Source organism: Arsenicicoccus sp. UBA7492 (genome assembly GCF_002479615.1).
Classification (GTDB): domain Bacteria; phylum Actinomycetota; class Actinomycetes; order Actinomycetales; family Dermatophilaceae; genus Arsenicicoccus; species Arsenicicoccus bolidensis.
Map to the genome: position 1 here is coordinate 38159 of NZ_DLOE01000028.1, position 18017 is coordinate 56175.

The window sequence follows — 18017 nt, forward strand, 5'->3', positions numbered from 1 at the left end:
CTCGCGCCATGTCCGACCCGCGTGGACCCCAGCCGACGCCGCCCGACCGCCCCGTCGAGCCGGCCGTCGCGGACGCCGACGTGCAGGCCCACCCGGGCTGGCGGATCGGCTCGCTGCGCGGCACCCCCATCTATCTCGGCCGCACCTGGCCGATCCTCGTGCTGGTGATCCTCGCGACCTTCGGTCCGTCCCTGTCGCGGTCGCGGCCCGACCTCGGGGCGGGCGCGTACGCCGTCGCGTTCGCCTACGCGCTCCTGCTGCTCGTGTCGGTCCTCGCGCACGAGGCGGCGCACGCGCTGACCGCGCAGGCGTTCGGGCACCGGGTGCACCGGATCGTCGCCGACCTGATGGGCGGGCACACGTCATACCAGTCCGACAGCAACACCCCCGGCCGCAGCGCGATGGTGGCCCTCGCGGGGCCGCTCGCCAACGCGGCCCTGGCCCTGGTGGCCTGGCAGCTCCTCGCCGTCACCCCCGCCGGGGTGCCCCGGCTGCTCATGGGCGCCATGGCCTACTCCAACGCGTTCGTCGCCGTCTTCAACCTGCTGCCGGGCCTGCCCCTGGACGGCGGGTTCGTGCTCGACGCTCTCGTATGGCGGATCACCGGTCGCCGCACCACCGGGCTGCTGGTCGCGGGGTGGAGCGGACGCGTGCTGGCGGCGCTCGTCGCCCTGTGGTTCATCGGGCGGCCGCTGCTGTCCGGTCGTGCACCGGACTTCTTCTCCATCGCGTGGGGCGCGCTCATCGGCAGCTTCCTGTGGGCCGGGGCGGGCGGGGCCATCCGCTCCGCGCGCGCCCGCGCCCTGCTCGACCAGGTCCGGCTCGGCGACCTGCTGCACCCCACGGCCCTGGTGCCCGCAGGCTCGTCGGTGGCGGACGCCGTGCGGCTCTACGGCGTCCACGGGGCGCAGGTCGTCGCCGTGCAGGACGCGCAGGGGGTCCCCACCGCGGTCGTCGACCCCCGCGCGGTGCAGTCGGTGCCCGTGGACCAGCAGGCCGTCACCCCCGTCCTCGCCGTGGCCCACCAGCAGCCGGCCGGGTGGGTCATCGACCTCGCGCCGGACGTCCCCGTCACCGACGCCGTCGAGCGCATGGCCCAGCTCGAGGTCGGCGTGATCCTGGTGCGCCTGCCGGGCGGCGGGCACGGCCTGCTGGACGCCGGCGAGGTCGAGGACGCGGCGAGCCGCCGAGCCTGACGCCCGAGCCTGACGCCTGAGCCTCGCTACCGATCCTGACGCCCACGCCGAGTGCCCCAGCCCTGCACCCGGGCCCCGCCGGACGTGGTCGAGGTCTGTCGGTGCGGCTCACTACAGTGGAGGGACCATGACGACACAGCCCGACGCCACCGCGCCCCTCGCCCCACCGCAGCCCACCGGCGCGGCCGGACGCCGAGGCCCCTTCCAGCCCGGCGAGCGGGTGCAGCTGACCGACGCGCGCGGCCGCATGCACACGATCACGCTGGCGGTCGGCGGCGAGTTCCACACCCACCGCGGCCGCATCCTGCACGACGTCGTCATCGGCCTGCCCGACGGGTCCACGATCACCAACACGGCCGGCGAGGAGTTCCTCGCGCTGCGCCCGCTCCTGTCCGACTACGTCATGTCCATGCCCCGCGGCGCCGCCGTCGTCTATCCCAAGGACGCGGGCCAGATCGTGCAGTATGCCGACATCTTCCCCGGCGCCACCGTGGTCGAGGCCGGCGTGGGGTCCGGGGCGCTGTCCATGTCGCTGCTGCGCGCCATCGGCGACCAGGGTCGGCTGCTGTCCTTCGAGCGCCGGGCCGACTTCGCCGAGATCTCCCGCGGCAACGCCCGCACCTTCTTCGGCACCGACCACCCGGCCTGGACCGTGACGGTCGGCGACCTGGCCGAGACCCTGCCCGAGGTGTGCGAGCCCGGCACGGTCGACCGCGTCGTCCTCGACATGCTCGCGCCGTGGGAGTGCCTCGAGGCCGTCGCCGACGCGCTCGTGCCCGGCGGCCTGCTGATCTGCTACGTCGCCACCGCCACCCAGCTGTCCCGCGTCGCCGAGGGCGCCAAGGAGCACGGCGGCTTCACCGAGCCCCACGCCTGGGAGACGATCGAGCGCGACTGGCACCTCGAGGGGCTCGCCGTCCGTCCGGTCCACCGCATGCACGGCCACACCGGCTTCCTCATCACCACGCGTCGCCTGGCCCCCGGGGTGACGCCGCCCCTGCGCAAGCGCCGCCCCGCCAAGGGCCCGGACGACCCCGAGGAGCAGCCCTTCGGCGTCGAGGTCGACCGCGCGTGGTCGCCCGAGGACGTCGGCGAGCGGGTCGTCTCCGACAAGCGGCTGCGCAAGATCCGCCGCACCGTCACCGGCGAGGCCCCGCCGCCCGACATGCCGCCCAAGCGCCGCGACGAGGACCCCGCGCCTGACGGCGACCCGGGAGAGACGCCAGCGGAGCGGCATACGGCCCAGGACGACGCGAGCACCCCGGAGGTGGACCAGTGACCTATGACCCGACGAGCGAGGCGCACGCCGCCCGCATCCGTGACCTGACCACCCAGCTGTCCGCGCTGCGGACCGCCAACGGCGCGCTCGGTCAGGCCAACGAGCGACTCACCACGACCCTCAAGGCGGCTCGCGACCAGATCACGGGCCTGCGCGAGGAGATCGACCGGATCGCCGCGCCGCCGTCGACCTACGGGGTCGTGCAGCGCACGTATGACGACGGCACCGCCGACATCACCAGCGCCGGGCGCAAGATGCGGGTCGCCGTGTCGATGGACCTGCCCCTCGCCGACATCCGGCCCGGGCGCGAGGTGCGGCTCAACGAGGCGCTGGTGGTCGTGGCGCTGGCCGACTACGAGCAGGCCGGCGAGATCGTCATCGTCAAGGAGCGCCTCGACGACCACCGGGTGATCGTGCTGCTGCGCAACGACGAGGAGCGCGTCGTCCGCGTCGCGGGGTCGCTGGACGGGGTGCGGCTGCGCCCGGGCGACGCGGTGCTGCTCGACGCCCGCAGCAGCTTCGTGCTCGAGACGGTGCCGCACGCCGAGGTGTCCGAGCTGCTGCTCGAGGAGGTGCCCGACATCTCCTACTCCGACATCGGCGGGCTGACGCCGCAGATCGACCAGATCCGCGACGCCGTCGAGATGCCCTTCCTGCACCCGGAGCTCTATCGGGAGCACCACCTGCGCCCGCCCAAGGGGGTCCTGCTCTACGGCCCTCCCGGCTGCGGCAAGACGCTCATCGCCAAGGCCGTCGCCGCATCTCTCGCGCGCAAGGTTGCGGAGCGCAACGGCCAGACCGGCGAGGACGCGCCCAAGAGCTACTTCCTCAACATCAAGGGCCCCGAGCTGCTCAACAAGTACGTCGGCGAGACCGAGCGGCACATCCGCCTGATCTTCGAGCGGGCCCGGGAGAAGTCCGACGAGGGGACACCCGTCGTGGTGTTCTTCGACGAGATGGACTCGCTGTTCCGCACGCGCGGGTCGGGCGTGTCCTCCGACGTCGAGACGACGATCGTGCCGCAGCTGCTCGCCGAGATCGACGGCGTGGAGCGCCTCGACAACGTCATCGTCATCGGCGCCTCCAACCGCGAGGACATGATCGACCCGGCGATCCTGCGGCCGGGCCGCCTCGACGTCAAGATCAAGATCGAGCGGCCCGACGAGCAGGGGGCGCGCGAGATCTTCGCGAAGTACCTCACCACCGAGGTGCCCCTGCACGCCGACGAGCTCGACGACCACGACGGCGACCCCGCCGCGACGGTCGAGGACCTGATCGACGCCGTGATGGAGCGGATGTTCGCCACCACCGAGGACAACCGCTTCCTCGAGGTGACCTACCTGTCCGGCGCCAAGGAGGTCCTCTACTTCCGCGACTTCGCGTCCGGCGCGATGATCCAGAACATCGTCGACCGGGCCAAGGCCGCCGCCATCAAGGCGCTGATCACGACCGGCGAGCGCGGGCTGCGGCTCGAGCACCTGATGGAGGCCTACGTCGCGGAGTTCCGCGAGAACGAGGACCTGCCCAACACCACCAACCCCGACGACTGGGCCCGCATCTCGGGCAAGCGCGGCGAGCGGATCGTCAACATCCACACGCTGGTCGGCGGCAAGGACCTCAAGGTCGACTGAGCACGCCCCACGCGACGGGGTTCACTCGGGCACCGACGGCGATCATTGCGACCGTCGGGAGTGGGGTGCTTGCACAGTGGCGCCGATGGCGCCACACTGGCGCCATGCCCAGCGTGCAGATCAAGGACGTGCCCGAGCAGACGCACGCCGTCTTGCGACGTCGGGCCGCGGAGGCACACCAGTCCCTGCAGGAGTACCTCCTGGGCCGGCTGGTGGACGAGGCGTCCCGGCCGACGCTCGACGAGGTTCTCGATCGCGCCGGCTCTCGGGCAGGCGGAGCGGTGACCCTCACCGAGGCCAGCGATCTGATTCGCTTCGACCGTGATCGTCGTTGACGCGAGTGTCCTGACCGTGGCGCTCGTCGACGACGGTGTCGACGGTGACCGTGCCCGGTCCCGCCTGCGCGGGGAGCGCCTCGCAGCGCCCGAGCTCGTGGATCTTGAGGTGCTGTCCGTCCTGCGAGGGCTGGTGCGGTCCGGGCAGGTGCTGCCGCGGAGGGCCTCACTGGCGATCGATGACCTCCGGGCCATGCCCATCGAACGCGTCCCGCATCGTCGGCTTCTCGAGCGGTGCTGGGAGCTGCGGGACAACATCACACCGTACGACGCTGCCTACGTGGCGCTGGCCGAGGCGCTCGAGGTATCCCTGGTGACAGGTGACGCACGTCTGGCGCGGTCCACGGGACCGCGCTGCCGGATAGAGGTCTTGACGGTGTCCGGCTGAGCACGGCGCAGTGGTGAGGCACCACGACCGGAGCCAGCGTGCACAGTCCGCGCTCCCAGCGCGAGATCGGCACATAGGCGTGGGCTGGGGGCGTCAGGCGTCGGCGCGGCGACCCGAGCGCTGGGCGACGAGGCGGGGGAGCAGCAGGAAGAGCGCGAGGGCCGTGGTCGCGACGAGGACGAAGCTGAACGCGGTCCCGGCGCCCGTGACGGCCCGCAGCAGCATGCCCACCGCCACGGTGCACAGCCAGATCGGGACGCCGCCACGCAGCGTGGTGGGGGACAGGCGGGCCGCGAGCGCCACGCCCCAGCCGACCAGGGCGCCCACGAGGAAGGGCCACGCGGTGCCGAGGACGGCGAGCAGGGCGCCCTCCTCGGCGTGAGACCGGCGACCGATGGCGGCGAAGACGACGACGAGGACGAGATCCAGAGCGAGGAAGGCCGGGGCACGCATGGCCCCGAGCCTACCCGTGAGGTATGCCGCCCCCTGGCCCGGCATACCTCACGGGAGAGGATGGAGGTCAGGACGTCTGCCGACCGGCCGGAGGCTGCGGGACCTCATCCTCGCGGCGCTGCTGGGGGAGCCAGCCGCCGGCGATGGCGAGGACCGCGATAGCGATGCCGGTGGGGCCGTACTCGACGCCGCGGTTCTCGTGGAGCCAATAGCCGAGGTAGCCGAGCACCAGGCACAGGATGGGGAAGACGATGGCGTAGTAGCGGTTGCGCGTCATGGCTCCATGGTTGTCGGGCGGGCGCTGACGGCATACGCACAGCAGTCAGGGGTGGGGCGTGACAGCTGTCATGCCCCACCCCTGACCGCCCCCCTGACCACGAGGGACGACGAGGTCAGCGGCGTGAGCCCAGCTCGCTGAGGAACCGGATCTGCGCGAGCATGATCCGCTCGATCTCGGCGGGGTCCACGGACTCGTCGGGCCCGTGGATCTTGGCCTTCTCCTCGTCCTCGGGACCCCACAGGATCGCCTCGGCGCCGGGGGAGGCATGCAGCAGCTCGGTCACGAGGGGGATCGAGCCACCGGAGCCGACCTGGGCCGGGGTCCGGCCGTAGACCTCCTCCAGCGCCGCGAGCGCGGTCGCCGTGATCGGGCCGGACGTGTCGCCGAGGAACGGCGAGCCGGCCTTGTCGTCCGAGAACTCCAGCGTGGCGCCGTACGGCGCGTGGGACCGCAGGTGCTCCTTGACCGTCTCAAGCTCGCGGGCCATGTCGGCGCCGGGGGCGATGCGCACCGAGACCCGCGCCCGCACCGAGGGGACCAGCGCGTTGGAGCACTGGTCGACGGGCACCATGTCGAGCCCGATGACCGTCGCCGACGGGTGCGACCACAGGCGTGAGGCGAGCGCCCCGGTGCCCTGCAGGCCGACGCCGTCCTTGACGCCGGCGGACGCCGCGAACTCGGCCTCGTCGACCTCGGCCCCCTCCCAGTCGAAGGAGTGCAGCCCCTCGATGACCGTGTTGCCGTCCTTGTCGTGCATCGTCGACAGCAGCTGGATCATGCCGACCAGGGCGTCGGGCGCCGCGCCGCCGAACAGGCCCGAGTGGACCGCGTTGTCGAGGGTGGTCAGCGTGACGGTGAAGGCGACGTCGCCGCGCAGGCCGGAGGTGATGGACGGCTCGCCCACCTTGGCGGGGCCGGAGTCGCAGATGATGAACGCGTCGCTGCGCACCATGTCGGGGTTGGCGGCCACCCAGTCCTCGATGTGGCTGAAGGTCTCCTCCTCGCCCTCGAGCAGCAGGCGGACCGTGCACGGCGGCGTGCCGTCGAAGGCCCCCATGGTGCCGAGGATCGCGACGACGCCGGCCTTGCAGTCGGCGGTGCCGCGGCCGTAGATGCGCCCGTCGTCCTTGCGCGTGGCGACCCACGGGTCCGAGTGCCACTGCTGGGACTCGGGGCAGGGCTGCACGTCGTAGTGCGCGTACATCGTGACCGTGGGGGAGCCCTCGGGGCCGGGCACCACGGCGTGGATCGCGGGGTAGCCGCCCGGGATGTCGAGCAGCTCGACGTCGGGGACGCCGTTGCGGCGGAACATCTCGAGCAGGTCCTGCGCGATGGCGTCCATGGGCTCCCGGGGGTAGCCGGGGAAGGCGACGGACGGGTGGCCCACCAGGGTGGCGTGGTCCTCGAGCAGTCGGGGCATGGCCTCGCGGGCGTAGTCGCGGGCGGCGGAAAGGTCCATCTGTGCTCCTCGATGAGTGTCGATGCAGCCACCCTATCCACCACCGGGGCTGCGCTATCCTGGACCCAGGTGAACGGATGTTCACCTCGCGATCTACCACTCCTTCCCCGCACGAGAGGCACGCGTGACCGCCGCCCCCACCACCCGGGCAGCGCTGCACCGCAGACGCGCCAACCCCACCCTCGTCACCACCGTGCTCGCCCTGACCGGCACGATCGTGGCGCTGCAGCAGACCCTGATGGTCCCGCTGCTGCCGGAGTTCCCGACCCTGCTGCACACGACCGCCGAGGACGCGTCCTGGCTCGTCACGGCCACCCTGCTGACCAGCGCCGTCGCGACCCCCGTCGTCAGCCGGCTCGCCGACATGCACGGCAAGCGCCGGATGATGCTGGTCTGCCTCGTGCTCCAGATCCTGGGGTCGGTGCTCGGTGCCCTCGGGGGGACGCTGGCCGTGGTCGTCGCCGGACGAGCCCTGCAGGGCTTCGCGGCGGCGCTCATCCCGGTCGGCATCTCGATCATGCGCGACGAGCTGCCCCGCGAGCGGGTCGGCGGGGCGGTCGCCCTGATGTCCGCCACCCTCGGCATCGGGTCCGCCGCGGGCCTGCCGCTGGCCGGCCTGATCTCGGCGCACACGAGCTGGCACGCGTTGTTCTGGGTCTCCGCGGCCATGGCGGCGGCCATGCTGGTCGCCATACCGCTCGTCGTCCCGGAGTCGACCCTCCGGACCCCCGGGTCCTTCGACGGGGTCGGCGCGGTCCTGCTGTCCCTGGCGCTCGTGGCCTTCCTGCTGCCCGTGACCAAGGGCAGCCACTGGGGCTGGACCAGCGAGACCACCCTCGTCCTGGCCGTGGCCTCCGTCGTGCTCCTCGCGATCTGGGTGCCGTGGGAGCTGCGCGCCAGGACGCCGATGGTCGACCTGCGCACCGCGGCGCGCAAGCCGGTGCTGCTGACCAACCTGGCGTCCGTGCTGGTCGGTTTCTCGATGTACGGCAACATGCTGTCGACCACCCAGCTCCTCCAGCTGCCCGAGCGGACGGGGTTCGGCTTCGGCCTCGACGTGCTGCAGGCCGGCCTCGCCATGGTCCCCGGCGGCCTGATGATGGTGCTGCTGTCGCCCGCCTCGGCCGCCATCACCCGCCGCTGGGGCGGACGCACCACGCTGGTCACGGGGGCGCTGGTGCTGGCCGGCGGCTACGTCCTGCGCGTCTTCCTCGTCGACCACCTGTGGCAGATCGTCCTCGGGGCGATGCTCGTCTCGGCCGGCACGGCGATCGCGTATGCCGCCATGCCCACCCTCATCATGGCCGCCGTCCCGATCACCGAGACCGCCTCGGCCAACGGCCTCAACTCGCTGCTGCGCGCCGTCGGCACCTCCTCGGCGAGCGCCGTCGTCGCGATGATCCTCACCACCACCGTGACCCGCGTCGGGGGCGTGGCGCTGCCGACGCTGGACGCGTTCAGGCACATCTTCTGGGTGTGCGCGCTGGCGGCCCTGGTGTCGGCGCTCGTGGCGGCGTTCCTGCCGTCCGCGCGTCCGGCGCCCGCCGTGTCGCCAGGCCGGGCGCGTGCCGACGACGCGGACGAGATCGTCGTGGCCGGCCGGGTCACCGCCACGGGCGTCCGGCCGGTCCGGTCCGCTGTCGTCACCGTGATCGACCTCGAGGGCGACCAGGTGGACTGGGCCCGCGTCGAGCCGGACGGCAGCTACGCGATCGTCCTGCCCGGCCCCGGGGACTACGTGACCGTGACCGCGGCCGACGGCTGGGAGCCGCACAGCGAGGTCGTCCACGTGAGCGGCACGCACGCCCAGGACATCGACCTGGGGGACCGGCTGCAGCTGGCGGGCCAGGTCACCGCCGACGGACGCCCCGTCCCTGGCGCGCTCGTGACCATGACGGCGCTCACCGGTCAGGTCTCGGGCGCGACGCGGACCGGAGCGGACGGGGGCTATGTGCTGCCGCTGTCCACCCATGGGCGCCACGTGGTGACCGCCGCCGACCCGAGCACCGGCCGCACCGGCTCGGTCGGCGTCACCCTCACGGGGGTCGAGCGCCGGGTGGACCTCGACCTCGGCCCCGCTCCCCGCCATACGCAGCCCGATCAGCAGCCGACCGACCAGCAGCCGACCGACCAGCACGCCGCGGCGGTGCTCGCCGCGAGGGCGACCACCTGAGAGGATCACCGGGTGAGCCAGAGCCGAGAGCTGATCGTCCGAGCCGCGCGGCGCCTGTTCGCCGAGCGCGGCTACTCGTCGGTGTCGGTGCGCGACGTCGCCGCGGAGGCGGGGGTGTCCGCGTCCCTCGTGATGAAGCTCGTGGGCAGCAAGGCCGAGCTGTTCAGCTCCTCCGTCGAGTTCGCCCCCGACGAGCAGGACCTGTCCCACCCCGTCGACCGCCTCGGGCACGAGCTGGTCCGCAGCGTCGTCGGTCGCCTCGGCTCCGACGGGCCCGAGCCCCTCGCCCGGGCAGTCGTGCTCGCACTCCCGGCACCGGACATCGAGCAGGTGCGGTCCCGGTTCCACGCCGCGTATGCCGTCCCCCTCGCCGCCCGCCTCGGGGGTGGCGACACGGCCGAGCAGACCGCCGAGATGGTCGTCGCGACCGTCGTCGGCCTCGCCGTCTCCGCGCGGGTGCTGGGCCTGCTCGGGGACCGGGCCCACGACGAGGACCTGGTGGAGCGCTACGGCGCGGCGGTCCAGCTGATCATCGACCGAGGCGGGGCCTCCGGGGGCTCGCACTAGGGTGGGCGCATGACCGTACGCCGAGTGATGGGCATCGAGACGGAGTACGGCATCTCCGTCCCGGGGGAGCCGCACGCCAACCCGATCGTGCTGTCCGGGCAGATCGTCAACGCCTATGCGACGCGGCCCGAGATCACCGTCTCGCGCACCCGCTGGGACTACGAGACCGAGGCGCCGCTCGCCGACCAGTTCGGCCACGAGATGCCGCGCGCCGTGGCCGACTCCAGCCAGCTCACCGACGAGGACGACGAGATCGCCGCCAACGTCGTGCTCACCAACGGCGCCCGGCTCTACGTCGACCACGCCCACCCGGAGTACTCCTCGCCCGAGGTCACCTCGCCGCACGACGCCGTCGTCTGGGACCGCGCTGGGGAGCTCGTCATGGCCGAGGCCGTGCAGCGCCAGGCCGAGCTGAGCGGTCGGCAGATCAACCTCTACAAGAACAACACCGACGGCAAGGGCAGCTCCTACGGCACCCACGAGAACTACCTGCTGGCGCGGGACGTCGAGTTCGCTGCTGTCGCACGGCAGCTCATGCCGTTCTTCGTCGCGCGACAGGTGATCTGCGGCGCCGGCCGCGTCGGCATCGGGCCCGAGTCGCACCAGGCGGGGTTCCAGATCAGCCAGCGCGCCGACTTCTTCGAGCGCCAGGTGGGGCTCGAGACCACGATCCGCCGCCCGATCGTCAACACCCGCGACGAGCCGCACGCCGACCCCACGCGATACCGCCGCCTGCACGTCATCATCGGCGACGCCAACCAGGCCGAGACCGCCACCCTGCTCAAGCTCGGCTCCACCAGCCTGGTGCTGCGCCTCATCGAGCACGGCGACGTGACGCGGGCCCTCATGCCGGCGGACCCGGTGGCGGCGCTGCGGCAGATCTCGCACGACCCGACGCTGCGGACCACCGTGGAGCTGACCGACGGACGGCGCATGACGGGGCTGGACATCCTGTGGGCCTACTACGAGATGGTCGACGACCACCTGTCGCGTCACTACGGCCACGACCTGGACGAGGAGACGCAGGAGATCATGACCCGGTGGGACCACCTCATGGTCATGCTCGGCGACGACGTCCTGTCGGCGGCCCACAGCGTCGACTGGGTGGCCAAGCTCGCGCTCTTCGAGCAGTACCGCTCGCGCGACGGGCTGGGCTGGGACGACGCCCGCCTGCGCGCCATGGACATCCAGTGGAGCGACGTGCGCCCCGACAAGGGGCTGCACCACAAGCTCGAGGCCGCCGGACGGATCGACCGCCTCACCTCGCCGGAGCAGGTGCGGTCCGCCGTCACCGCGCCGCCCGACGACACCCGGGCGTGGCTGCGCGGCACGATGGTCGAGCGCTATCCGCACGAGCTGCTCGCCGCGTCGTGGGACTCCGTGATCGTGCGTCGTGCCCCGGGAGAGCCGCCGAGTCGCCTGTCGCTGCCCGAGCCCGAGCGCTGCACCCGGGCCCACCTCGAGAGCATCGTCGACGCCAGCCCTACCATGGCCGACCTGCTCGACCGGATCGTCTGACCCCGTCAGCACCAGCACGCACCGACCTGAACGCCCTGACCAGAACGCCCTGACCAGCAGGAGGCACCCCATGTCCCAGGAGCAGATCCAGCCCCAGCGCCGCGAGCCGGACCCCGCGGACGTCCCGGCACCCGTGCCGACGGCCCCGGTCACCACCTCCGTCGACGACGCCGGCCTCGACTCCGTGCTGGACGAGATCGACCTGGTGCTCGAGTCCAACGCCGAGGAGTTCGTCAAGGGCTTCGTGCAGAAGGGCGGGCAGTGACCCGCTGAGGTCTGCGGACGTCCCGTCAGTGCGTGTCGAACATGTCCTGGATGCGCGCCGTGTCGTCCGTGACCGTCAGCGCCAGGGCCAGCAGCGCGCGCGCCTTGTAGGGCCCCAGGTCACCGCCGGCGACGTAGTCGTGCCCCTGGTCGTCATACGCATCCCCCCGGGCCACCGTGCCCCGGGCCACCCGGCTCGACCGGACGACCACCACCCCGGCGGCGCGAGCCCGGTCGAGGGCCTCGGCGACGCGGTCGGGGACGTTGCCGGCTCCCGGCCCCGCGTGGACGATGCCGCGGGCGCCGGTCGCGACGACCGCGTCCACCAGGGCGCTGGACATCCCGGCGCGCGTGACGAGCACCTCCACCGGGGGCAGGTCGTCGAGCCCCTCGAGGGCCTCGAGGTCGTATGCCGACGCGACCCCGTGCAGCCGGCGGGACACGTGCGCGTAGCGGGGCACACCCCCGGCCACCTCGCCGAGCGGCCCGTGCGGCGAGCCGAAGGCCTCCACGCGTGACGTGTGCTCCTTGCGGACCTCACGAGCCGAGTGGATCTCCTCGCCCACGACGACCAGGGTCCCCAGACCACGTGACGACGGGTGGGCCGCCACGCGGACGGCGTTGAGCAGGTTGCTCGGCCCGTCCGCACCAAGGGCATCGGCCGGGCGCATGGCGCCGACCACCACGACCGGCTTGTCCGTGGGCACGACCAGGTGCAGCAGGTAGGCCGACTCCTCCAGCGTGTCGGTGCCGTGGGTGACGAGGACGGCGTCGACGTCGTCACGGGCCGCGAGCTCGGCGACGCGCCGGGCGAGCGTGAGCTGCAGCGGCAGGTCCATCTCGACCGAGTCGATCTGGCACAGCTGCTCGCAGGTGATGGTGGCCAGGGAAGCGAGCTGCGGGACCGCCCCCAGCAGGTCCTCGACCGTCAGGACGCCCGCCTGGTAGTGCTTGGCCGTCGTCGCCGCGGACGACCCGGCGATCGTGCCGCCGGTGCCGACGACGACGACGCGGGGGAGCCGGCCGTCGAGTGCAGGAGCATCAGCAGGTGCCGGTGAGCCAGCAGGTGCAAGAGAGTCAGCAGGAGCAGCGGAGGTGGCGACGTCGGCTACGGCATCAGGCATGCGCCCATCATGCCGTGGGCGCCGAAGGGGTCGTGGACGTCGATGCCGCCGATGCCGCCGAGGCAGGAGTCCAGTCGAGGTCGTAGCCGAACGAACGGGGTCCCAGCAGCTCGAGACCACGGGCCGTCCGCCACGGAGCGGGGGCCGGCAGGACGAGCACGCTGTGCCGCCGGCCGACCTCGACGTCGGGGTTGAGCGCCGGCAGGCCGGACTCGTCGACGAGGACGATCAGGTCGGGGACGCAGGCGTCGAGCGCGCCGTCGCGCCGGGCGAGGATGAACTCGTTCTGCACGTCGATGGCGTAGCGCGAGCCCGCGTCGTCCCGCAGGACGACCTTGCCGCGGCTGAAACCCCCTGCCAGGGCACAGCCGTAGTCGGTCACGACTCCCCGGAACGCCACGTGCCCTCCCGCGTGGGCCGCGATCACGTCGGCGAGCTCCTCGCCGGACGCGCCGGACTCGCGGGCCTCGCGACAGGTCCGCCCGAGCCGGCCGGCCGCGCTGATCGTGCCGGGGATGAGCGCCCCCCGAGCTCTGAGATCTCGGCCCCGCAGGGGGTGATCGGCCACCCCGACGGAGTGGCCGCTGGCCGCGGAGACCGCTCGCACGAGGTCCTCGGCCCGCTGCTCGGACGCGACGTGGGGGACGACGAGCGTGTCCCCCTGACGGGTCGAGAGGGCCAGCGGGGCGATGGGCAGCCCGACGAGGTGGTAGGTGCTGTGGGGCAGCTCGGGCACGGCACGCCCCGCCAGGTCCGCGTCGAGCAGCGGTCGGCCGAGGGCGGCGGCCGCTGACATCGCGTCGGCGGTGTTCTCGGCGCCGAGCTCGGTCGCGACGATCGCCCCGACCGGCTCGCCCAGGTGCTGCTCGAGGGCCAGCAGCGCGCCCAGCGCCTCGGGCGGCACGCCCGGAGCCAGCGGCGGGAGCTCTCCTCCCGGGGGCAGGGCGCCGGCGACGTACGGGCAGGCGGTCCAGGTGTCGTCGGGCAGCTCGGACAGGTCCAGCGCGACACGGCCCGTCGCGACGCGGCGCTGCTGCCCACCGTGCAGGCCTACCTCCGGCACGGCCGCAGCGTCCCGGCGACGGCTCGGGCCTGCTTCGTGCACCACAACACGGTGCGCTACCGGCTGGGCGTGGCCCGCGACCTGCTGCGCGGACGGACCGCGAGCGCCGACCCGCTCGACGACGTCGCCGTCGCCCTGCTCGCCGACGCCGTGCTGAACCCGTCGGCGGACTGACGACGTCGAGCGCCGGCCCCTGCTGCCCGGACGACGGGCATCCGGGTGCGATCTGGTCCGAATCGGCCGAACGCGGGTCAGGTCGGACATATCCTTGCCCGGGCCGTCCGGGTCCGTGGTGGAGGGGACCGGCCGGGGCCCGTCATACCTCCGCAAGGCACCCCGAAGGCAGCACGTGACCGTCAACCCCACCCCCCACCACCTCATGTGGGAGCTCCAGGAGCAGTTCCGCCTCTCCCTGGACCGCGCCACCGACCGCGCGACCGACCAGATCGGGGCCATCGTCTCGGCCGACGCGCTGCTCGTCGGCTTCCTCGCCGACGACGTCACGGTGCCCGGCGCACCCGACGTGTGCATCGCCCCGGCGGACCGCGGCTTCAGCATCCAGGACCTCGAGGGCATCCGCGCGGACGCGCAGCGCCGGTTCGAGGCCCACCCGGCGCACGACGAGACCTACGAGTCGGCCGCGGTCCAGCAGGCCGGCTCGACCACTTCCTCGACGAGACCCGCCGCGAGGCCGTCGCCGCGGCCCTCGACAGCGGTCGGGCCGGCCGCGGGCGCACCTTCTTCATCGGCAGCGGCGCCCGGGTCGGGGACTACGTCGTGCACCCCGCCATCAGCGTGGACAGCAGCGCGTATGCCGAGCTCAACGCCCTCCCGTACGACGAGATCGACGGGGTCCCGCTCACGACCTCGCTCGCGCACGGCATCGTCGTCGAGCTGCTGCGCATCGCCACCCACGCCCTCCTCGCGGCCCGGCCGCCGCGCTCGATCTCGCCGATCGACGACGACGTCCCCAACGACGCGATCCGGCGGTCGGCCAACCACCTCGTCTACTCCGCCGCCCTCATCGCGGGGGAGCGGCTCGGGCAGGGGCTGTTCGACGCGTTCGAGGGCCTGTCGTCGACGCCCTACGAGGGTCGCGTCGGCTCCGGCACCGTCGTCATGGCCCGCGAGGGGCACCCCCGCATCTCCGTCGACGTCCAGCTGCGCTCGGCGGTGTCGGTGCGCGAGCGGCGGCAGTTCCGCAAGCTCCTGGAGATGACCCGCCCCGGGCTGCACCTGCTGATCGACGGCCAGCGCATCTACGGCCTCGGGTCGGTCCAGCCGCTCGCCCACGACGAGCCCGACGACTCCGACAACGACATCTTCCGGTTCACGCTGCTCGAGCAGGGCTCCTGGCAGATGGCCTACAACCGCAACCCGCTCCTGCGGGTGTCCAGCGGCCACCCGCAGCTGCCCCGCCCGCGGATGTCGACCAGCCTGTTCATCGACGCCATGCGGCGCGTGTTCGACGAGGTGTCCGACCACGACATACGAGGTATCTGGATGCTGGCCCAGAGCGCGGCGCAGCAGGCCCGCGGCGCCCTGCTCGTCGTCACGACCGCGGCCGCCGAGGAGGCCAGGCGGCTCGCACCTCAGGCGCTGTCGATCCGGCCGCAGCAGCTCAGCTCGGACGTGCTGGACGCGGTCACGCGCATCGACGGGGCGGTCCTGCTCACCCCCGACGGCGTCTGCCATGCGGTCGGCGTCATCCTCGACGGCGTCGCCACCGGGGCCGGCGACCCGAGCCGCGGGTCCCGCTACAACTCGGCCGTGCGCTACACCGAGGCGTCCACCGCCCCCTGCCTCACGGTCATCGTCTCCGAGGACGGGATGATCGACGTCTATCCCGAGCTGGCGCCCCGGGTCCGGCCCGAGGACGTCGAGCAGGCCCTCGCCGACCTCGAGGCCGCCGGCAGCCTGGACGTCGACGAGGCCCGCGACCTCGACCTCGAGGCGTTCTACGCCCTGCACAAGCGACTGCGCCGATTCGCCTTCTATCTGTCCGAGAGCCAGTGCGAGCGCGCCAACGCGGTGTGCCTCACCATCGAGGACCTGCGCTGGGAGCGCTCGCGGACCCGGGTGCGCACGGTGCCGTTCCGCACCGACCCCCGCATGAACGCCTCCTTCTTCGCCTGAGGTTCACCTGACCTCGTGACACCTGTCACGGGCGCGCGGCGAGGCGTGCCCCGTAGTTTCGAGGCAACCGCGATCGAGGGGGATCCCATGGACCTACGGACCGGGGCGAGCATCGTGGGGCTGCTCGCCGTCATCTACGGCTTCGCCGTGGCGCTCGGGCCACGCGCGCACCAGGACGCCGGCTTCTGGCACCGCTTCACCGTCGTGGGGGCGCTCCTGCTGCTGGTCGCCGTCGTCGTGCTGGTCGGCGTCCCGTTCTACCGAGAGGGAGGTCTGTCATGACCCAGGCTCCATCAGCGCGCTACGGCCGCAACCCCGGCTGGGGCGTCACCGCCGTCCTCGCGATCGTCTACGGGATGCTCGTGGCCTTCGGCGACCTCCTGCACGACGACCGGGTGTTCTGGGACGCCTTCACGATCTGGGCCGGGCTGCCGGTCCTGGCCGTCTTCGTCATCTGCATGGTGATCCCGTTCATCCGGTGGCTCGCCTCCTCGCGACAGACCTACCGGCGGTAGGTGCATCAGCCTGGCGGACGAAGGCCGGTCGACGTGACTGCCGCCGGTAGGGTCGTGCCATGGATCGACGCATCTTCGGGATCGAGACCGAGTATGGCGTGACCGCCACCTCCGAGGGCCAGCGGCGACTGACCCCCGACGAGGTGTCGCGCTACATGTTCCGTTCCGTCGTCGCCTGGAGCCGCAGCTCCAACGCCTTCCTCGCCAACGGCTCACGGCTCTACCTCGACGTCGGCTCGCACCCGGAGTACGCCACGGCCGAGTGCGACTCGCTGCTCGACCTCGTCGCCCAGGACAAGGCCGGCGAGCGCATCGTCCAGGGCCTCGCCGACGACGCCCAGCTGCGCATGGCCCAGGACGAGATCGTCGGCGACGTCTACGTCTTCAAGAACAACGTCGACTCCTCCGGCAGCTCCTACGGCTGCCACGAGAACTTCCTCGTGCACCGGTCCACCGACCTGCGCACCGTCACCGACACCCTCGTGCCCTTCCTCGTCAGCCGCCAGATCACCTGTGGCGCAGGCAAGCTCGTCGTCGACCCCCAGGGACGGCCGACCTACTGCGTCAGCCAGCGCGCCGACCACATGTGGGAGGGCGTGTCCTCCGCCACCACGCGCTCGCGGCCCATCATCAACTCCCGCGACGAGCCCCACGCCGACGCCGAGAAGTTCCGCCGCCTGCACGTCATCGTCGGGGACTCGACGATGTCGGAGACGACGATGCTGCTCAAGGTCGGGTCCGCCGACCTCGTGCTGCGGATGATCGAGGAGGGCGTCCCGCTGCCCCACCTCACCCTCGCGAGCACCACGGCCGCCATACGCACCATGAGCACCGACCCGACCGGCCGCGCCGAGGTCGCCCTGCAGCGCGGCGGGACCACGAGCGCCCTGGCGGTGCAGAGCGCCTACCTCGAGGCCGCGCGACGCTTCGTCGACGAGGGCGGCAGCGACGACCCGGTGCACGAGCGCGTCCTGGACCTGTGGGAGCGGGTGCTGTCGGCCGTCGACTCCGGGCGGCTGCAGGAGGTCGGCACCGAGATCGACTGGGTGATCAAGCGGCGCCTCATCGAGCACTACTCCAGCCGCAACGGCCTGCCGCTCGAGCACCCGCGGCTGCAGCAGATCGACCTCGCCTACCACGACCTGCACCCGCGCCGGGGTCTGTTCAACCTGCTGCAGGCCAGGGGGCTCGCCGCGCGGGTCACCACCGACGAGCAGATCGAGCACGCGGTGACGGCGCCCCCGCAGACGACCCGGGCCAAGCTGCGCGGGGACTTCATCGCCGCGGCGCGGGCGGCTCGGCGGGACTACTCCGTCGACTGGGTGCACCTCAAGCTCAACGACGGCAACCAGCGCACCACCTTGTGCAAGGACCCGCTCGCCTACGAGGACCCGCGGGTCGAGCGGCTCGTCGCGAGCCTCGGCGAGCACCCCGCCCCGGCCGGCACCTGGCCCGGCACCTGAGCCAGGGAGCCGGACGCCGACAGCCCCGCCACAGGATCGCCCGCTAGGGTGGCACGAGCTCAAACGACCCACATCCGAGCGAAGGACCCCTCTTTTGCGCCTGCGCACCAGCTCTGCCCTCGCCCTCGCGGCCGTCCCGGCCATCGCGCTCAGCGCGTGCGGGAGCGGCGGGG

At 72.7% G+C, this 18017-nt stretch carries 19 protein-coding genes and 1 pseudogene; 15 read left to right on the top strand and 5 right to left on the bottom strand.

Features of this window, described 5'->3' with window-relative positions; genetic code table 11:
* Nucleotides 1-8 precede the first annotated feature (8 nt).
* The 5 genes from B4E97_RS07915 to B4E97_RS07935 all read left to right on the top strand — a co-directional run bounded on the left by B4E97_RS07915 (nt 9) and on the right by B4E97_RS07935 (nt 4829).
* Nucleotides 9-1196, top strand: coding sequence for a M50 family metallopeptidase (locus tag B4E97_RS07915; protein WP_286959414.1), 1188 nt, complete (start codon nt 9-11; stop codon nt 1194-1196).
* A 127-nt stretch (nt 1197-1323) separates the two neighbouring features.
* The gene (locus B4E97_RS07920; protein ID WP_286959416.1) at nt 1324-2475 is read left to right on the top strand and encodes a tRNA (adenine-N1)-methyltransferase; all 1152 of its coding nucleotides are present in this window, start codon (nt 1324-1326) and stop codon (nt 2473-2475) included.
* Complete coding sequence (gene arc / locus B4E97_RS07925; protein WP_414632787.1) at nt 2472-4106, top strand: proteasome ATPase; 1635 nt, start codon at nt 2472-2474, stop codon at nt 4104-4106. Before B4E97_RS07920 ends, arc begins: the two co-directional genes overlap by 4 nt.
* Nucleotides 4107-4210: 104 nt before the next feature.
* Entirely contained in the window at nt 4211-4441 is a 231-nt protein-coding gene (locus tag B4E97_RS07930; protein ID WP_019284899.1) for a FitA-like ribbon-helix-helix domain-containing protein, read from the top strand.
* The gene (locus B4E97_RS07935; protein WP_019284900.1) at nt 4428-4829 is read left to right on the top strand and encodes a type II toxin-antitoxin system VapC family toxin; all 402 of its coding nucleotides are present in this window, start codon (nt 4428-4430) and stop codon (nt 4827-4829) included. The genes B4E97_RS07930 and B4E97_RS07935 overlap by 14 nt, the downstream gene beginning before the upstream one ends.
* 93 nt (nt 4830-4922) lie before the next feature.
* Here the strand turns inward: B4E97_RS07935 and B4E97_RS07940 are convergent, their stop codons facing one another.
* The 3 genes from B4E97_RS07940 to B4E97_RS07950 all read right to left on the bottom strand — a co-directional run bounded on the left by B4E97_RS07940 (nt 4923) and on the right by B4E97_RS07950 (nt 7021).
* Nucleotides 4923-5282, bottom strand: coding sequence for a DUF3054 domain-containing protein (locus tag B4E97_RS07940; protein WP_029212373.1), 360 nt, complete (start codon nt 5280-5282; stop codon nt 4923-4925).
* Nucleotides 5283-5349: 67 nt separating this feature from the next.
* Entirely contained in the window at nt 5350-5559 is a 210-nt protein-coding gene (locus tag B4E97_RS07945; protein ID WP_019284902.1) for a hypothetical protein, read from the bottom strand.
* Between the two features lie 115 nt (nt 5560-5674).
* Nucleotides 5675-7021 (bottom strand): M20/M25/M40 family metallo-hydrolase, encoded by a 1347-nt coding sequence (locus B4E97_RS07950; protein ID WP_286959418.1) that lies wholly within the window; start codon nt 7019-7021, stop codon nt 5675-5677.
* Between the two features lie 124 nt (nt 7022-7145).
* Between B4E97_RS07950 and B4E97_RS07955 the strand changes: the two genes are divergently transcribed.
* The 4 genes from B4E97_RS07955 to B4E97_RS07970 all read left to right on the top strand — a co-directional run bounded on the left by B4E97_RS07955 (nt 7146) and on the right by B4E97_RS07970 (nt 11544).
* Nucleotides 7146-9194, top strand: a complete 2049-nt coding sequence (locus B4E97_RS07955; protein WP_286959419.1) for an MFS transporter — start codon at nt 7146-7148, stop codon at nt 9192-9194.
* Nucleotides 9195-9206: 12 nt separating this feature from the next.
* Nucleotides 9207-9761, top strand: coding sequence for a TetR/AcrR family transcriptional regulator (locus B4E97_RS07960; RefSeq protein WP_286955951.1), 555 nt, complete (start codon nt 9207-9209; stop codon nt 9759-9761).
* A 9-nt stretch (nt 9762-9770) separates the two neighbouring features.
* Nucleotides 9771-11279 carry a depupylase/deamidase Dop gene (gene dop, locus B4E97_RS07965; protein ID WP_037212216.1) on the top strand — a complete coding sequence of 503 codons (1509 nt, stop codon included), beginning with the start codon at nt 9771-9773 and terminating at the stop codon, nt 11277-11279.
* 70 nt (nt 11280-11349) lie between these two features.
* A complete protein-coding gene (locus tag B4E97_RS07970) occupies nt 11350-11544 on the top strand; it encodes a ubiquitin-like protein Pup (protein WP_019284907.1) in 195 nt (64 codons plus the stop codon).
* 25 nt (nt 11545-11569) lie between these two features.
* Here the strand turns inward: B4E97_RS07970 and B4E97_RS07975 are convergent, their stop codons facing one another.
* The gene (locus B4E97_RS07975; protein ID WP_286955949.1) at nt 11570-12667 is read right to left on the bottom strand and encodes an asparaginase; all 1098 of its coding nucleotides are present in this window, start codon (nt 12665-12667) and stop codon (nt 11570-11572) included.
* A 7-nt stretch (nt 12668-12674) separates the two neighbouring features.
* Entirely contained in the window at nt 12675-13730 is a 1056-nt protein-coding gene (locus B4E97_RS07980) for a DUF917 domain-containing protein (RefSeq protein ID WP_414632788.1), read from the bottom strand.
* Between B4E97_RS07980 and B4E97_RS07985 the strand changes: the two genes are divergently transcribed.
* The 6 genes and pseudogenes from B4E97_RS07985 (at nt 13710) to pafA (ending at nt 17844) form a co-directional block, all read left to right on the top strand.
* Nucleotides 13710-13904: a helix-turn-helix domain-containing protein gene (locus B4E97_RS07985; RefSeq protein ID WP_376786855.1), complete on the top strand. Its 195-nt coding sequence runs from the start codon at nt 13710-13712 to the stop codon at nt 13902-13904. The genes B4E97_RS07980 and B4E97_RS07985 overlap by 21 nt on opposite strands.
* Nucleotides 13905-14109: 205 nt before the next feature.
* A pseudogene (locus tag B4E97_RS19125) lies at nt 14110-14373 on the top strand (hypothetical protein); the annotation flags it as partial.
* Nucleotides 14256-15866 carry a diadenylate cyclase gene (locus B4E97_RS07990; protein ID WP_349681172.1) on the top strand — a complete coding sequence of 537 codons (1611 nt, stop codon included), beginning with the start codon at nt 14256-14258 and terminating at the stop codon, nt 15864-15866. The pseudogene B4E97_RS19125 and the gene B4E97_RS07990, both read left to right, overlap by 118 nt.
* 87 nt (nt 15867-15953) lie before the next feature.
* The gene (locus tag B4E97_RS07995; RefSeq protein ID WP_286959428.1) at nt 15954-16148 is read left to right on the top strand and encodes a hypothetical protein; all 195 of its coding nucleotides are present in this window, start codon (nt 15954-15956) and stop codon (nt 16146-16148) included.
* On the top strand, nt 16145-16381 hold the full coding sequence (locus B4E97_RS08000) for a hypothetical protein (RefSeq protein WP_019284912.1): 237 nt from the start codon (nt 16145-16147) through the stop codon (nt 16379-16381). The genes B4E97_RS07995 and B4E97_RS08000 overlap by 4 nt, the downstream gene beginning before the upstream one ends.
* A gap of 59 nt (nt 16382-16440) precedes the next feature.
* The gene (pafA, locus tag B4E97_RS08005) at nt 16441-17844 is read left to right on the top strand and encodes a Pup--protein ligase (RefSeq protein ID WP_286959430.1); all 1404 of its coding nucleotides are present in this window, start codon (nt 16441-16443) and stop codon (nt 17842-17844) included.
* Nucleotides 17845-18017 lie beyond the last annotated feature (173 nt).

Bases quoted from the DNA above. Each gene is read 5' to 3' on its own strand.
- dop (WP_037212216.1), top strand. From the start codon at position 9,771: ATGACCGTACGCCGAGTGATGGGCATCGAGACGGAGTACGGCATCTCC.
- B4E97_RS07940 (WP_029212373.1), bottom strand. From the start codon at position 5,282: ATGCGTGCCCCGGCCTTCCTCGCTCTGGATCTCGTCCTCGTCGTCGTC.
- B4E97_RS07975 (WP_286955949.1), bottom strand. From the start codon at position 12,667: ATGCCTGATGCCGTAGCCGACGTCGCCACCTCCGCTGCTCCTGCTGAC.
- B4E97_RS07995 (WP_286959428.1), top strand. From the start codon at position 15,954: ATGGACCTACGGACCGGGGCGAGCATCGTGGGGCTGCTCGCCGTCATC.
- B4E97_RS08000 (WP_019284912.1), top strand. From the start codon at position 16,145: ATGACCCAGGCTCCATCAGCGCGCTACGGCCGCAACCCCGGCTGGGGC.
- B4E97_RS07945 (WP_019284902.1), bottom strand. From the start codon at position 5,559: ATGACGCGCAACCGCTACTACGCCATCGTCTTCCCCATCCTGTGCCTG.
- B4E97_RS07970 (WP_019284907.1), top strand. From the start codon at position 11,350: ATGTCCCAGGAGCAGATCCAGCCCCAGCGCCGCGAGCCGGACCCCGCG.
- pafA (WP_286959430.1), top strand. From the start codon at position 16,441: ATGGATCGACGCATCTTCGGGATCGAGACCGAGTATGGCGTGACCGCC.
- B4E97_RS07920 (WP_286959416.1), top strand. From the start codon at position 1,324: ATGACGACACAGCCCGACGCCACCGCGCCCCTCGCCCCACCGCAGCCC.
- B4E97_RS07915 (WP_286959414.1), top strand. From the start codon at position 9: ATGTCCGACCCGCGTGGACCCCAGCCGACGCCGCCCGACCGCCCCGTC.
- B4E97_RS07930 (WP_019284899.1), top strand. From the start codon at position 4,211: ATGCCCAGCGTGCAGATCAAGGACGTGCCCGAGCAGACGCACGCCGTC.
- B4E97_RS07950 (WP_286959418.1), bottom strand. From the start codon at position 7,021: ATGGACCTTTCCGCCGCCCGCGACTACGCCCGCGAGGCCATGCCCCGA.